Origin of the sequence: Metasolibacillus meyeri (assembly GCF_003049505.1) — a bacterium.
Lineage (GTDB): Bacteria > Bacillota > Bacilli > Bacillales_A > Planococcaceae > Metasolibacillus > Metasolibacillus meyeri.
The window spans coordinates 1-16016 of record NZ_PYWN01000104.1; the positions used below are offsets into that span (position 1 = coordinate 1).

Annotated in this window: 15 protein-coding genes; 3 read left to right on the plus strand and 12 right to left on the minus strand. The window is 38.4% G+C overall.

Annotated features, from left to right (window positions below):
• The 3 genes from C9J34_RS15150 to C9J34_RS15160 form a co-directional block, all read left to right on the plus strand.
• Positions 1-575, plus strand: a 575-nt coding sequence (locus tag C9J34_RS15150) for a Yip1 family protein (protein WP_107841019.1), incomplete at its 5' end; no start/stop codon positions are given.
• 98 nt (positions 576-673) lie between these two features.
• Complete coding sequence (locus C9J34_RS15155; RefSeq protein WP_107841020.1) at positions 674-1579, plus strand: PucR family transcriptional regulator; 906 nt, start codon at positions 674-676, stop codon at positions 1577-1579.
• Positions 1580-1664: 85 nt separating this feature from the next.
• A complete protein-coding gene (locus tag C9J34_RS15160) occupies positions 1665-2762 on the plus strand; it encodes an ABC transporter ATP-binding protein (RefSeq protein ID WP_107841021.1) in 1098 nt (365 codons plus the stop codon).
• A gap of 56 nt (positions 2763-2818) precedes the next feature.
• On the opposite strand, the gene C9J34_RS15165 is transcribed toward C9J34_RS15160, so the two are convergent.
• From C9J34_RS15165 to cysI, 12 genes are all read right to left on the minus strand, one after another.
• Positions 2819-3688, minus strand: coding sequence for an ROK family protein (locus C9J34_RS15165; protein WP_107841022.1), 870 nt, complete (start codon positions 3686-3688; stop codon positions 2819-2821).
• 10 nt (positions 3689-3698) lie between these two features.
• Positions 3699-4712: an SIS domain-containing protein gene (locus C9J34_RS15170; protein WP_238600673.1), complete on the minus strand. Its 1014-nt coding sequence runs from the start codon at positions 4710-4712 to the stop codon at positions 3699-3701.
• 14 nt (positions 4713-4726) lie between these two features.
• The gene (gene pfkB, locus C9J34_RS15175; RefSeq protein ID WP_107841023.1) at positions 4727-5659 is read right to left on the minus strand and encodes a 1-phosphofructokinase; all 933 of its coding nucleotides are present in this window, start codon (positions 5657-5659) and stop codon (positions 4727-4729) included.
• A complete protein-coding gene (locus C9J34_RS15180) occupies positions 5656-6498 on the minus strand; it encodes a class II fructose-bisphosphate aldolase (RefSeq protein ID WP_107841024.1) in 843 nt (280 codons plus the stop codon). The genes pfkB and C9J34_RS15180 overlap by 4 nt, the downstream gene beginning before the upstream one ends.
• A 103-nt stretch (positions 6499-6601) precedes the next feature.
• Positions 6602-7333, minus strand: coding sequence for a GntR family transcriptional regulator (locus C9J34_RS15185; protein WP_107841025.1), 732 nt, complete (start codon positions 7331-7333; stop codon positions 6602-6604).
• 74 nt (positions 7334-7407) lie between these two features.
• Complete coding sequence (gene nagA, locus C9J34_RS15190; protein WP_107841026.1) at positions 7408-8586, minus strand: N-acetylglucosamine-6-phosphate deacetylase; 1179 nt, start codon at positions 8584-8586, stop codon at positions 7408-7410.
• Positions 8583-9215: a YesL family protein gene (locus C9J34_RS15195; RefSeq protein ID WP_107841027.1), complete on the minus strand. Its 633-nt coding sequence runs from the start codon at positions 9213-9215 to the stop codon at positions 8583-8585. The genes nagA and C9J34_RS15195 overlap by 4 nt, the downstream gene beginning before the upstream one ends.
• Before the next feature lie 60 nt (positions 9216-9275).
• Entirely contained in the window at positions 9276-10895 is a 1620-nt protein-coding gene (locus tag C9J34_RS15200; protein ID WP_107841028.1) for an extracellular solute-binding protein, read from the minus strand.
• 18 nt (positions 10896-10913) lie between these two features.
• Complete coding sequence (locus tag C9J34_RS15205; RefSeq protein WP_193769028.1) at positions 10914-11792, minus strand: carbohydrate ABC transporter permease; 879 nt, start codon at positions 11790-11792, stop codon at positions 10914-10916.
• A gap of 13 nt (positions 11793-11805) precedes the next feature.
• Complete coding sequence (locus tag C9J34_RS15210) at positions 11806-12783, minus strand: ABC transporter permease (RefSeq protein ID WP_107841030.1); 978 nt, start codon at positions 12781-12783, stop codon at positions 11806-11808.
• 18 nt (positions 12784-12801) lie between these two features.
• A complete protein-coding gene (locus C9J34_RS15215) occupies positions 12802-13953 on the minus strand; it encodes a Gfo/Idh/MocA family protein (RefSeq protein WP_107841031.1) in 1152 nt (383 codons plus the stop codon).
• Positions 13954-14293: 340 nt separating this feature from the next.
• Complete coding sequence (gene cysI, locus C9J34_RS15220; protein WP_107841032.1) at positions 14294-16009, minus strand: assimilatory sulfite reductase (NADPH) hemoprotein subunit; 1716 nt, start codon at positions 16007-16009, stop codon at positions 14294-14296.
• Positions 16010-16016 lie beyond the last annotated feature (7 nt).

Genomic DNA, 16016 nt, shown 5'->3' on the forward strand with positions numbered 1-16016 from the left:
AGATGTGTATAAGAGACAGCTATTTGATTGAACACAAAACAATCGGTTTTGCTATAATGATTATTACAATTTGTACAATTCTTAGTTTGCCTATCAACCTTTTGGATGCAGGTGAAATGTTGACTTGGCCGTTCCTTATTGCGATAGTTATTTTCTCTCCGCTGTTTGCCATATTTGGGCTGTTTATTACAGCGTTCTTCCCATGGGCCATCGGAAAACTTTTTAAAGGCACATCCACATATACAGATATGTATAAAGTAATGAGCTTAGCGTCCATTCCTGCTGCTGCGATGGGTCCAATTTATTTAATTTGGTTCATCGTATCACCTGACTCACTTTTAAATCCAGATTTTATCTACTCAGGACTGGACATGGCTATTTTTGCGATTGTTATGCTAATATCATTCGGATTAGGCATTTGGTCATTTGTTGTATCGATCTGTGTCGTAGCAGAAGCCCATCAAATTTCTAATTGGAAAGCATTTTTCACGCTATTGATTCCAGCTGCTGTTATTATTATTTTTATTTTTGCACTTGCAGCGCTCGTTGCTTTCTTATTCTTCAGCACTATGTAACTAAAAAGATGGATGTCAGAAGGGCGCTTACACATAGCTTTTCTGGCATCCATTTTTCTTTACAATAAAATTAACCTATTTGAGAAAGGAATTATAGAATGACTGTCCATCTTCAATCATTATTTTCAACTTATCAGCGTTATCAAGTAAAACCCGATACCTTGTCAGAAGATGTTTATTTTTTCTATTGTACGCAATTGGATGAGTGGTTTTCTATTACAAAGGATGAAGTTTCAGCACGAGATTATGAATGGTTAAGTATGCTTTATCATGAAGTGATTGCTACAGCTAATGCATTAGCTAATGATTGGTATACTTTTTTATATACACAAGGTGATATTCCTTTAAAACAAGCTTCTCAACATATGCGGGTCATTCAGCTAGTATTTGCAAGTGATTTGCCTGCCTTTGAGGACTTATCAGAGGCAATACTGAGCTTTTTTCATTCTGATGCAATTTTAGTACAAAGTACGGCACAGCAGCTGTTAGTGATTGAGCATAAAGCACACTCTATGAACAATAAGGAGGATTTTATCGCGCTTATCCGTACGCTTGAAGCGGATTTCTTCGCTAATATTCATTTATATCAAGGCGAATTTTATAAATTGGATGAGGATTTCCCAGCCCATTTTAGGCGAGAAGCTCAATGGTTTGAAGAATGTCGACATTATAAAAGCAAGGAATATTTTTATTCCTTTGAGGCAATTTTGCCTATTTTGCTTACAAAGCAAATGCCTCCTTCCATCTTGCAATTTATCGAGCAGCAAATTTTAATACCTCTACAATCAGATGAGGAATTGCTACAAACAATAAAAGTCTTTTATGAGTGTGGCTTAAATAGCTCCGTCACATCTAAAAAATTGCATATTCATCGCAATACATTAAATTACCGTCTACAAAAGTTCCAAGATATAACGAATATTTCAACTAAAAGCATGGATGGGGCAATTATCGTTTATTTCGCTAGTTTTTTGCAAACCTTTTCAAAAAATGCACAAAAATAAGAACGTAAAATTGGGCATTTTCTACATATGCTTTTTTCCTCGTTTTTTATACACTGAAAAAAACGAACAAAGGGGATTATATAAAATGGAAAAGGTCGTATTAAAAAATATTTTTAAAACATATGAAGGCGATGTAACAGCGGTTAAAGATTTCAATTTAGCAATTCAAGACCGAGAGTTTATTGTACTTGTAGGACCCTCAGGCTGTGGGAAATCAACAACTTTACGTATGATTGCAGGGTTAGAAGAAATTTCTTCAGGAGATTTTTTAATCGATGGCAAAAGAATGAATGATGTGCCTTCAAAAGACCGTGATATTGCAATGGTATTCCAAAACTATGCACTCTATCCACATATGACGGTCTTTGATAATATGGCATTTGGCTTAAAGCTACGTAAACTGCCGAAGCAAGAAATTAAAGAGCGTGTACATAATGCAGCCGCTATTCTCGATTTAGAAAAATATTTGGATCGCAAGCCAAAAGCGTTATCTGGTGGGCAACGACAACGTGTAGCACTTGGTCGAGCAATCGTTCGAGATGCGCATATCTTTTTAATGGATGAGCCTCTATCTAACTTGGACGCTAAATTACGTGTACAAATGCGCGCGGAAATTACAAAGCTACACCAACGATTAAAAACAACTACCATTTATGTAACACATGACCAAACAGAAGCGATGACAATGGCATCTCGTCTCGTTGTTATGAAGGATGGTATTGTACAGCAAATCGGAACACCTGCGGATGTATATGGAACACCTGAAAATAAATTTGTTGGTGGCTTTATCGGTTCACCATCTATGAACTTCTTCAAAGGTACTTTACAAGAGGATGGCTTTAAAGTTGGGGATACTATTTTAACAGTTCCTGCTGAGAAGTATAAGCTATTAAAAGAACAAGGCTATGTTCAAAAAGACGTATTCCTTGGCGTTCGTCCAGAACATATTTATGAAAGTTCCTCTGTTAATGCCGAGCCATTTTTCACAGAAGTAGCTGCTGCAATTGACGTTTCTGAACTAACAGGTGCAGAGCTAATGCTTCATACACAGCTTCATGGACAGCCATATATTGCCCGCGTCAATTCTGATACAAAAATCGCACAGGGACAAGTAGCTAAGTTATTCTTCGATATGTCACGTGTTCATTTCTTCGATTTAGAAACGGAGAAGCGCATCCGTTAAATGAAAGTGCCAGGCACCCAAACAATTCAGAATTGTTTGAGTGCCTGGCACTTCTTTTATAACCCTCCATAAAGCCCTGCATCACCTTTATTCATACTACATTCAATAACCTGCTCTTTCCCTGCAAAAATCGTCTTAGCAAAACGTTGCTGTAGCTCTTCTTGGATGCGCTCTACAATAATAGGATGGTGATTGAAGAACCCTCCACCTAATACAACGCAATGTGGGTCAAGCAATAAAATAATGTGTTGCAACTGTGCACTAATATGATGAATAAGCTGTTTCATCATTTGTGTTACTTGCTCATTTCCTTGATAATACAGTAGCATCATATCTTTTAAAGTCATCTCTGGCTTCTGCAATAGCTTTCTTCCTCGCTCCTCAATTGCGGGACCTGCAACGCTTTCCTCTAATGTTTGACCATTAGCCTCTACTGGATTAAAGCCGATTTCTCCAGCAAAGCCTGCTCCTCTGACAAATTCTCCATTCACAATTGTACAGCAGGAAATACCTGTACTTAATGTCATGTACACCATCGTTTCCTTGGAAAATGTTCTCGCTTGATACTCTCCCCATGTAGCCATATAAACGTCGTTATCCACCTTTATTTGGGCGTGTGGAAAAATCTCTCCCAAACGGTTAGAAAGAGGGAAACTCTCCCAAGGGATATTATTTTGGAAAACAGCAATTCCTTGCTTTGGATCGACAATGCCAGGCACGCCAACTGCTACTTTTGCAATCTGCTCAAAGGAAATTTGCTGTTCCTCACATAAATCTTGAAAACTTTTTAACAAGCAAGTAAACAATGCTTCTCTATTTGTTTTATCGCTCGCTACTTCTTTTTTATTGATGATTTGCAGATTTTGATGAAACAAAGCTGTTGCTAGCTTCGTTCCACCCACATCCGCTACTAAAATATAGCTCATACAATCACCATTAAAGACTCACAACTTGCGTTAAGTTACGTGGCTTATCTGGATCAAAACCTTTAAAAACAGCACGTTGATAAGCTAAAATTTGGAAATACGGAATCACTTCATTCAGTCGATTAGCGTCATCAAGCTCCTCTGACAATCTAATGACTAAATCGGCTTGCAATTGTTCTTCTGCTGCACCAATAACAATGACAAAGCCTCCAAGCTTCTGAATATCCTTCACCAATGCTTGGTCGTATTCTTTTGTTTCATTTTGCGTAAATACAATCACAACGGTTTCTTTATCTACAATGGAAATTGGACCATGGCGGAATTCTAAATTAGAATAGCTTTCACATTCCGTTTGTGTCATTTCTTTTAGCTTCAATGTTGCTTCTTTTGCCAAGCCATTATAAGCACCTGAACCTAAGTAAATAAAGCGTGTTTTTGTCGCATCTTCTGTTACTTGCTTTAACTGCTCACCATTTTCAAGTGCCGCCCTTACTAATGCTGGCACTTTATTTAATTGCTCTAATATTTCTACACGTTTGCTTTTCTTTGCCGCATATAACTGTAATGAATAGAGCATATTCGCAAATGATTGTGTCATGACAACGCTTTTTTCTGAAATATCATTTAAAGCAATCACTTCATCTGTTATCTCCGCCATTGGTGTATTACCATTGCATGTGACCGCCATCGTCTTAATATTCGTTGCACCTTCCAAGTGCTTTAAGGCAATAATGATTTCTGAAGTTGTACCTGAGCGTGAAATACTGATAATGCGATAACTTTTGCTCGGTAAAATATGTGTGCTCTCATGTAAGAATAGCTCAGATGCTGGCACAGCTAAAGCTAAATCACCTGTAACAGCTTGATAATAGCGAGCAGCCGCAATAGCTAAATAAAATGATGTGCCACACCCTGTAAATAGTGTAATATCTACAGCATCTTCATTAAATTCTTGCGCTTGAACAATTGCGTTCGTTTTTTCTAATTTGTCTGCCTGTGTCATGATTTCATTATACGTATGCATAATAATCCCTCTCTTTATTTAATCTTTGTTATTTTTAACTTTTGGACAAAGTCCTCGACAACATGTAAATGCACTTTCGCAATGTCTTTTTCACTGGCGTTTGCAGAGCCACATGCGACAGCCCATTTATAAGCCTCACTATATGTTGCACCTTGTGCTAATTTATACGTCAGCCCACCTAAAAAGGAATCACCGCTACCTACAGTATTGACAACTTCAATTTTCGGCGCATCCACTCGAAATACACCAAATTCATTAATAAATAAAGCACCCTTAGCGCCTAGTGAAAAGCAAATATGCTCAATACCTAATGCTCGCAGTCTTTCACCCGCCTGTATTAAATCCTGCTCAGATTCAATTACTTTGCCTAGTAGCTGTGCCAGTTCTTCCTCATTCGGCTTAATAGCATAAGGGATAGCCTGCACCCCTTCGAATAGTGCCTCAGCGCTCGTATCGAGTACAACACGTATACCCTTTTTCTTTAGTCGCTCAATGATGGTTGCATAAGTTTTTGCTGGAAGCCCTTTAGGTAAGCTACCTGATAAGACAAAATAATCAGATTGCTCAGCCTGCTGTTCTATCCATGTGAGCATTTGCTGCCATTCCTTCGCTTGAACGATTGGCCCCTGTTCTAATAGCTCGGTCATTTCCCCCGTTTGCTTATTTATAACAGTCAAACAAATTCGACTTTCTTGTGCTATATGAACAAATTCAGCATGTAATTTTTCTTCCTTTAGTAACATCTCGATTTTTTCACCATTCAAGCCGCCAACAAAGCCACTGACACATGCATGACCACCTAGTGCCGTAATGACACGTGCAACATTTACGCCTTTCCCTCCCCCTTGCTGTCGTTTATTAACAACTCGGTTCGTGTTACCAACAGCGAGGCAATCAAGCTCATATACTTGGTCAATCGCTGCATTTAATGTGATGGTTGTAATCATTTTTGTAACATCACAATCTTTTGCTGTACAAGTTCAATTAATGCTTCGCGTGCTGGGAGGAAATATTTTCTTGGATCATTTTCGTTTGGATTTTCAAGAAAGAAAGCTCTTAGCTGTTCAGCGAATAAATCCTTTAGTTCAGTTGAGAAATTTACTTTCGCAATACCGTACTGTAGCGATTTGCGTACACTTGCCTCTGGTACTCCCGACGCCCCATGCATAACCAAAGGAAGATTTGTCACACGGTGAATTTCCTCTAAAAGCTCAAATTGTAGCTTGGGCTCTTGCTTATATTTTCCGTGTGCTGTACCAAATGCTGGTGCAAATGATTGGATACCTGTTTCTTTTACGAAGCGCTCAGCAAGCTCTGGATCTGTGAAAAAGGCATTTTGCTCGTCTACCTGTAAATCATCCTCTACTCCACCAATCGTACCTAACTCAGCTTCGACAGGTATATTTATTGCGTTAGCAGCTTCCACAACCTTTTTAACAAGCTGAATATTTTCTTCAAAAGGTAAATGTGAGCCATCAATCATGACAGATGTATAACCTGCTCTTAAACATTCCATGACAACTTTAAATGATTCACCATGATCTAAATGTAGTGCCACTGGTACTTTTGCTTGCTCCGCCGCCGCCTTAGCTAGCGCTATCATATATGACATTTCCACATATTTATATGTGCTGGCAGTCGTCTGCAAAATAACAGGTGCCCCTTCCTTTTCCGCTCCTGCAATAATCGCTTTAATCACTTCTAAATTATGCGCCCCAAAAGCGCCTATTGCATAATTATTTTGATAAGCATCCTGTAACATTTCAGTTGTTGTCACTAATGTCATAATTCCACTCCTCCGTCAACGGGTTGTTGGTATAATTAAATTTGCAATAAGGAATTGTTAGGAAAAGCAGGTACGCACCTACGTTTCCTAACTGCAAGACTATTTAATTTAATTCTGTATAGAATCGACAGCGATCTCCTCTAACGATTGAAATACAAAATTCTACGGGTCTATCTAATGTATCAAATGCCGTTCTTTCAAGTAATAAAGCTGGCTGCCCCGCCTCTGTTTTTAATAAATGTGCCTCATTTTTTCGAATCAACACAGGCTCAAAGGCTTCTTTCGCTCTTATTACCACAATATTTAAACGTTGTGCCAATAAGCTATAGAGCGAAACAGAGCTTACTTCATTCAAAATTTCGCTATCTTTAATTATTTTTTTCGGTAAAAAAGAAGATTCTAATACAATCGGCTCATTGTCCGCAAAGCGTAGGCGCTTTACCTCAATAACTTGCTCATCCTCTGCCAATTCAAGACCTTGCCTTACTTTCGTTGAAGGATATACTACTTGAATTTCAAGTACCTCATCTCGTGGGTTTAAGCCTTTTTCCTGTAAAACACGGCTGAAGCTATAAAAGCCTCCTAACGACTGTTCAAATCGTGGCTTTGATACAAATGTACCTTTTCCTTGAATGCGATATAGCTTACCTTCTTGTACTAATTCTTCAATTGCTTTCTTTACTGTATTGCGGCTCACCGAAAAAAATTCCATTAATTGATTTTCGGAATCTATTTTATCCTCTGGTTTCCATTCACCTGATTGAATTTTTGCAGATAATCTTTGTTTTAGTTGATGATATAATGGGATCACACTCGCTGAATCTAACGGTTTCATTTCTCCACACCCTTTTTCTTTGCATTGTATTGTTATCAATATATCATCTAATCAAAAGGATGCCTATTTATATATTAACTCTTCTCAAAAGCTAATTTTCCTAAACAAAAAGTTTTCTCAACCTCTCCATCTGCATTTAACCACACTACATCCGCATCTTTCCCTATAGCTAGTGAACCTTTAAAATCAGCGATGCCTAAATGAATTGCTTGATTTAGAGAGACGAGGCGAATTTGCTCTGGAAGCGATAAAGCAAGCCATTGTTCTACATTTTTTCGTGCCGTGTTCATATTTAAAACACTGCCTGCCAATGAGCCTGTTTTACGTTGAATACAGCAATTATTCGCTACTTCTACTTCCTCACCACCTAATGTATAGACGCCATCTGGCATTCCTTTTGCACGAATGCCATCTGTAATAACTAGCATCCGCTCCAAGCCTTTCATTTTATAAATTAATGGTAGCAAGTCTTTATGGAAATGCACATTATCTGGAATAAACTCAACGTAAACATTATCTGTTAGTAGCACAGCGCCTACAACACCTGGGTCACGATGATGAATCCCTCTCATACCATTGAATAAATGTGTAGCGTGTGTAACACCAGCTCGAATAGCTTGCATCGTCATATCATAATCTGCATCTGAGTGACCAATCGATGCAATAATATTTTTTTGGCAAAGCTCTGCAAGCATAGCGAAATCTATATCTTTCTCTGGTGCGAATGTAACAAGACGTATTAAACCTTTCGATTGCTCATGTAAATAATTAAATTGCTGTACATTTGGTGCTAAAATAGCAGTCTCTGGTTGTGCACCTTTTTTAGAGCGATTAATAAAAGGACCTTCTAAATGAATCCCTAGCATTTGCGCCACAGCTTGTGGTTGCTCTTGATAGTATGCAGCAAGTGCTGTAACTGCCGCTTCAATTTGAGACATAGGGCATGTCATGGTTGTAGCAAGAAAAGCTGTGACACCTTCACTCGCGAGATGTTTTGCAATCTTTGCATAGCATATTGGGTCAGCATCCATAAAATCATGACCTTTAGCCCCATGTACATGTATATCAATCATGCCTGGCATTACATAGCCTTGCTGCTTACAATCAATTACGTATGCCTCCATAGGTATAGGAGGACGATGCTCCATTTTATCAAGCGCTGCAATTTTACCGTCTATCATGTGCAAAAAACCATCAAGTAAAATAGTATCCTCCAGTACAATATTGGCATGAACCAGCCATGTACTTGTCATAAGCTCACTCCTTCTGCCTCCGCCTTCATTTTAAAAATATGTGACGACATCCATGTTAAAAATAAGGCTGTTACGCTAATGCCGAAAAACGGTAATAGCCCTGGAATCCATGTAAAAATACGATATAGAATAGCAAGACCAATAACTGAGCCTATCGTTTGTAAAGGATACGATACACTAAATAGTATAGATGTCGCAAAATAACGCGTAAATGGCAGTTCGTAATGCGCATAAATTTGGAAAATATTCAATACCATAATGGCGTACAGTATGCTAAATGTAATTAATATAGTAAATAAAATTAATCCCGTTTCGCCTTGTATTGTGACAATAACTTTAAAGTTAATTGTTAAAAAATAACCGACAACTAAAATAATTACACCAATTTTATTAGATGCAATAAACTCTTGCTTGTATGTTTGCCAGTATGTTTTAGCAAGATATTTTAAATCATCTTCCCCCTGCAACCTTTTACGTAACACGGTGAACATAGCGATTGTTGCAGGCGTAATACCGAGTAGCCCAAAACCAAGTATCGTTAAACCAATCCACATCAACTGCAATACCGCTAACAATGTAATAAGTTCAACAGCCCAATAAAGCCTGCCCTTCCAACCTTCAAATTTCATTTGCTATGTCCTCCTTTAGAAATACATAGGGCTGTAGGGAGAATAAATCTCCCTACAGCTTTATTTAGTACGGTCGTATGCGCTTTGAGCTACTTTCATATATTTCTCTAAGCCCATCTTCTCAATCGTCTTTGTGTATTCATCCCACTTATCAAAGCTTGCTTTACCCGTAATGAAGTTTGCTGCCATTTCATCTATATAAGTTTGAATATCTGTTAAAATCGTCACGATTTGGTCGTTTTCCTCTAAAGTAAAGTTTAACCCTGGAATAATATCGTCATCGTTTAAAGCATATGGCATTACTTGCGCTGCATTTTTAAGCGAGTTTTCTTTCGCCTCTGCTCCTTGGAAATACTTTTGTGTCACGATACCTGGGTAGTAACCACCTGGCCATGTTAAATAATCACTAATCGCTTGGTCTAAGTTTTTACCATCCGGATTATTTGTAATGGTATCTAAGTATTTGAAGTTGCCTTCAGCATCTTCCTCATACGTAACACCTTCAAAGCCCATGAAGAACATTTTTGTTCCTTCTTGTCCATATAAGTGATCAATCCAACGTACCATTGCCACAGGATCTTTCGCTTTATCTGTAATGACGAACATGCCTAAATTACCTAGACCATTCGACATAGCCGTATATCGACGATCTCCATTCGGTCCTTCTAATACTTGAGCCCCTACATAGTTATCTAACTTAAATAGCTCTTTCGGATCTACCTCGCTCAGCATACCGAATGTTCCTTTTGCTGCTTCAGCCGCAAATTTTTGTGGCTCTGTTGTAAAAACATCTTGATTAATTAACCCTTCACTGTACAATCTGTTTAAAAACTGTAGCAACTGTTTGTATTCATCCGTTGTTGGTACAAATCGAAATTCTTCAGTCCCCGGTTTGAAATCTAAATTAATATTCATCGTTCCTTGCTTATTTAAGCCAAACGTACCCCGTAAAAAATTAATATGCTGTCTAATTCCATAACCAGTTCCCCAGCCTTGCTCATCTTGAATACCGTTACCATTAGGGTCCTGCTCTTTAAATGCCTTCAGCACTTGATACAATTCCTCAGTCGTCTCAGGCGATTTTAAACCTAAGTTATCAAGCCATTCTTGATTAATCCACGGCGCCCCTACCCGTAAAGAATCAAATTTTGGGTCATAAATTGTTGGGAAGCCATAAATATTGCCATCAGCCATTGTAATACCTTGTTTTACGCTTGGATATTCCTCTAACACCTTTTTGAAGTTCGGCGCATACTTGTCAATATAATCATTCAATGCTATAAATACACCTTGCTGACCATATTTAATCAAATCCGTTCTGGAAAATGCTGATGCAAAGAAAATATCGGGATAATCTCCTGCTGCTAATAATAAATTTTTCTTCTCTGCTAGTGCCTCTGTTTGTACGGTAGTCCAATTAATATGAATGTTAGACATTTTCTCATATTCTTGCCATAGCATTAAATTGCTCCAATCTTGTGAAGCGAAAAATTTTGCAGCAAAGCCATTCACATTGATTTGTTCCTTCACGATTGGCATACCCGTTTCATTTAAATTTTCAAGATTGCCAGTCGCATTCGCCTCATTGCTGCCTCCCTTATCTCCACAAGCAGTTAAAATACTTGTAGCTAGCATCATACTTGCTACTAAACCATATACACGTCTCTTGTTTACTGTCATTGAAATCTCTCCCCTTCTTTAACCTTTTAATGAACCAATCATGACACCTTTTACAAAATATCGTTGTAAAAACGGATAAAGCATTAGCATCGGTAGGTTAGCAACGATTAGAACAGCATATTTCAACCCTTCAACGCTAAGTTTTTGAGCTAAGAAACTTTCTGAAGTAGCTTGAATCATATCATCAGCTTGTCCTTGAATTAAAATTTGTCGAAGAATTAGCTGAAGTGGAAACTTATCTTGATCCTGCAAGTAAATTAACGCTTGGAAATAAGAATTCCAATGTCCCACGGAATAAAACAACACCATAACAGCGATGACAGGGAAAGATAATGGTAAAACAATGCTCCATAAAATACGGAAATTCCCTGCACCATCAATTGTTGCTGACTCTTCCAACTCATGTGGAATGGATTGGAAAAATGTACGCATAATGATAATATTCCATACCGCAACAGCATTTGGAATAATCATGACCCAAAACGTATTAATCATCCCTAAATCACGAATAAGTAAATATGTAGGAATTAAACCACCGCTGAAAAACATAGTGAATACGATGAAAGCCATAATGAAGCCTTTTCCTTTTAAATCTCTACGTGAAAGAGGATAGGCTGCACAAATTGTCATTACTACATTTAGCAATGTACCAAAAACCGTATATTTCACCGTGTTGATAAAACCGTTAATAATATCTGGATTTTTGAATACCTTTTCATATGCCTCAACGGTAAATTCCTTTGGCCATAGCCACATCTCACCTGAAATAACATATTGCGGATTACTAAAAGATGCACTCAATACAAATAGCAACGGATAAAGTACAATTAACGCAACAGCTGTTAAGAAAATATAATTAAAAACCGTAAACGCTCTATCGCCTCTTGATTCTTTCAATTTCACCACCCCTTTACCATAAACTTGTGTCACTTACCTTTTTAGCTACTCTATTCACCATAATAAGTAAGATAAAGTTAATGATTGAGTTGAATAACCCTACAGCAGCCGAGAAGCTATATTGCGCCTCTAAAATACCACTACGGTAGACAAATGTTGAGATGACATCCGAAGATGATATATTTAAGTCATTTTGCATTAAAAACACTTTTTCAAAACCAATAGCCATCACAGAACCCATATTTAAAATGAATAAAATAATAATTGTCGGCATAATCGCAGGAATATTAATATGAATAATTCTTTGGAATTTAGAAGCGCCATCCATCATTGCTGCCTCATGCTGCGCTGGGTCTACTGCCGCTAATGCTGCAATATAAATAATGGAACTCCACCCCATCGTTTGCCAAACATCTGATAATACATAAATCGATTTGAACCATGCAGGCTCAGAAATAAAGTCAAGCGGTGTACCACCGAATAAGACAATAATTTGGTTAATCATCCCATCAGTCTTTAAGAACAACAGTAACATCCCAACAACAACAACCGTTGATAAAAAATGTGGTGCATAGATCACTGTTTGAACAAACTTCTTAAAGCGCAGGCTTTTTATTTCATTTAAAAGTAATGCAATAATAATTGGCACAGGGAAGGATACAAGCAATGTAAATACCCCGATACCGATTGTATTTTTTATTAATCTCCAGAAATAATAGCTATCAAAGAAGCGCTCGAAATGCTTAAAGCCAACCCACGGACTACCTGTAATTCCCTTTGTCGCTACGAAATCTTTAAAAGCAATTTGCAAGCCGTATAAAGGGTAATAATGGAAAACTAAGAAATACACAATAACAGGCGTCAACAATAAATAAAGTTGCCAATTTTTCCTTAATGCTTTTTTCCACTCTAGCCAATGATTTTTTTTGACTTTTGCTTTTTTCTTAGAAAACGTGTTTTCTTCAACAGCGGTTTTATTTAAAAGCGTCATAGCCATCCCCCTGCTTCATTAATTTTGCTTGATTGTAGATCGTTGCGAAATCTCGACAACTTTGCCTCCATTGCGTATTGATTCCGTTGCCGCGCAGCCTACCGCAACACTCATACGCCCTGCAAACGGCGTTGTTAAAGGCTCTTTATTGTAAAGCACTAATTCTATAAAATCCTGTGCAATTTTAGGATCTGCACCACCATGTCCACCGTTTTCAGGTTTCATTTCATAGACTACATCACTAAGCTCTTGCCAAGAGTTTTGTTTACGTGTTTTCAAATACACTTTATTGTTCACATCGTCATTTTCGATACGTCCTTTTGTACCAATGAACGTATAGTTTCTTGAATAATCTGGCGTAAAGTGACATTGTAAGTAAGAAGCTTTAATACCGCCCTCAAGCTCCATAATCAACATATTATTATCTTCCACATCGATTTCTTGACGGAAGGCGCATTCCGTAAATGTGTGTGGCACATATTCAGGGCATGTATCCTTCTTATCACATGTAGGGCATGTTAATGTATTCGGCTCGTCACCACCGTAGTAATCTAAGCTACCAAATGCCGATACCTTCGTAGCGTACTTCCCTGAAAGCCAATGAATAACATCTAAATCATGTGAAGCCTTTTGCAATAATAAAGATGTTGTATTTTTTGAATTACCGTGCCAATCATGGTAATAAAAATAACCACCAAAGCCAACGAAATGACGTACCCAAATGGCCTTCAAGTCACCAATTGCCCCAGAATCGATTAAGCCCTTCATTGTTTGGTACATACTCATATAACGCATGTTAAAGCCAACCATTAAATGCTTACCTGACTTTTTCCATGCATCTAAAATGCGGTCACAGCCCTCTACTGTAATGGCTAAAGGCTTTTCTGCATACACATGCTTGCCTGCCTCCAAACAAGCAATCACATGCTCCTCATGTAAAAAATCTGGCGATAATACTGCAATTGCATCAATATCATCCCTCGTTAACAGCTCTTTATAGTCTTTCGTTAAAAATAATGCTGTGCCTAATTTCTCCTGAAACTTCGCTTGTCGCTCCTCAGAAAGATCTGCCAAGGCTACAATCTCAGATTCTCCATCAGGCTTATGCCAATAGTGCGCCAAGCTACTTCGCAAGCCTGCACCAATAACACCAATTCGCACTTTCTTCATAATGTCTTCCCCCTCATACAAATATGTGCATCACGTAAACGTTTGCATTAAAACGCTTTTGAAGTCCCAAGACAACACCACTACATGTCAACAGGTTGTAGGTACAAGTTATAGTATCTAATTGTCTTGAATATTCCAAAAATTGTACTGGGATAACTATATAATTTGACCGCTAAATATGTCAATAGTGAAAATTTCACTTGTTTCATGCATGATAAATATTGTCCCATTCAAAAATTCAGTTATGTAAGCGCTTTATACAAAGCTCAACCTTTCTAGAAAAAAATTAAGTGCCAGGCACCCAAACAATTCAGAATTGTTTGGGTGCCTGGCACTGTTATTAATGAAATTGACGACCGTCCGTCACTGCCTCAACATAGCCTTGGCGAATGACGAAATCACCAAAATGCTCCTGCTCTTGTCGTTCTTTTGCATAGCGCTCTAGTATCGGGCGCAATATTGAAAGAATTTCTTCTTCGCCTATATTTTCACGATAAATTTTGTTTAAACGCTGTCCTTTAAAATCTCCACCTAAGTAGAGGTTGTATTTACCTGGTCCTTTGCCGATAAAGCCGATTTCCCCCATTGCCGCTCTTGAGCAGCCATTTGGGCAACCTGACATTCTTATACCAATTTCCGTCTCAAGTAAACCGAACTCTTCAAGTATAGCGTCAATTTTTGTAATTAATGATGGTAAATAACGCTCTGCCTCAGCCATTGCTAAACCGCATGTTGGCAGTGATACACAGGCAATCGAGTTGCGACGTAATGCAGAATAATGCGCACCGTCTGTAATTTTATACTTTTTCAATAATGCATCAATCGTACGCTTTTTCTGTGGTGTCACATCTGCAATAAGCAAGTTTTGGTTTGGTGTTAAACGGAATAAGCCTGTATGCACCTTCGCAATTTCGCGCAGTCCTGTCATTAACTGATAATCCTCGAAATCACGCACACGCCCATTTTGGATAAAGAGTGTGAAATGCCATTTACCATCCTCACCTTTGATCCAACCAAACTCATCACCTGTGCGTTTAAATGCGTATGGACGAGCTTCATCAAGTTGCCAGCCTAAACGTTGATGTAACTCCTCCTTAAACCAATCAAGTCCACGCGCATCGATCGTATATTTAAAGCGCGCATTTTTACGCACAGAACGATTTCCGTAGTCGCGTTGAATCGTTAAAATTTTCTCTGCTGTTTCAAGTAAACGCTCTTTCGGAATATAGCCAATTAAACGCCCAAGCTGCGGATAAGTAGCCGTATCACCATGCGTCATCCCCATGCCACCACCAACGGCAACGTTAAAGCCAACAAGCTGATTATTTTCCTCAATTGCAATAAGGCCGATATCCTGTGAGAAAACATCAATATCATTGCTCGGTGGAATGGCGATACCGATTTTAAATTTACGCGGTAAATAAAGTGCTCCATACATTGGCTCAACTTCTTTTTCCTGCCCGTCATAAATTTTTTCTCCATCTAGCCATAGCTCGTGATAAGCTTGTGTTTTCGGCAGTAAATGCTCACTTAGCTTCGCAGACCACATATAGACTTCCTCATGTAACCTCGATTGATTCGGGTTGACATTACACATCACATTACGATTCACATCACCACATGCCGCTATACAATCTAATAATGCTTCATGAATTTCCTGCATATACTTTTTCATATTCCATTTTAAAATGCCATGCACTTGGAACGCTTGACGTGTCGTTAGCTTTAAAGAGCCATTGCCATACTTTCTACCCATCTCATCCATTACGAGCCATTGCGCTGGTGTCGCTGCCCCTCCTGGTGTACGCACACGCACCATAAACTGGTAGGCTGGCTCAAGCTTTTGCTTTTGACGCTCATTGCGTAAATCACGGTCATCCTGCAAATAGCTACCATGGAATTTCATTAACCTGTTATCATCATCAGGAATACCTGAACTTAATGAATTTTTCATTGTTTCTTCAAGTGTGCCACGCAAATAATTACTCTCACTTTTTATTCGTTCCACATCGCTTGGTTTACCAGGTTGTGGTGGTAATACGATTTTCTCCGTCATTATTTTC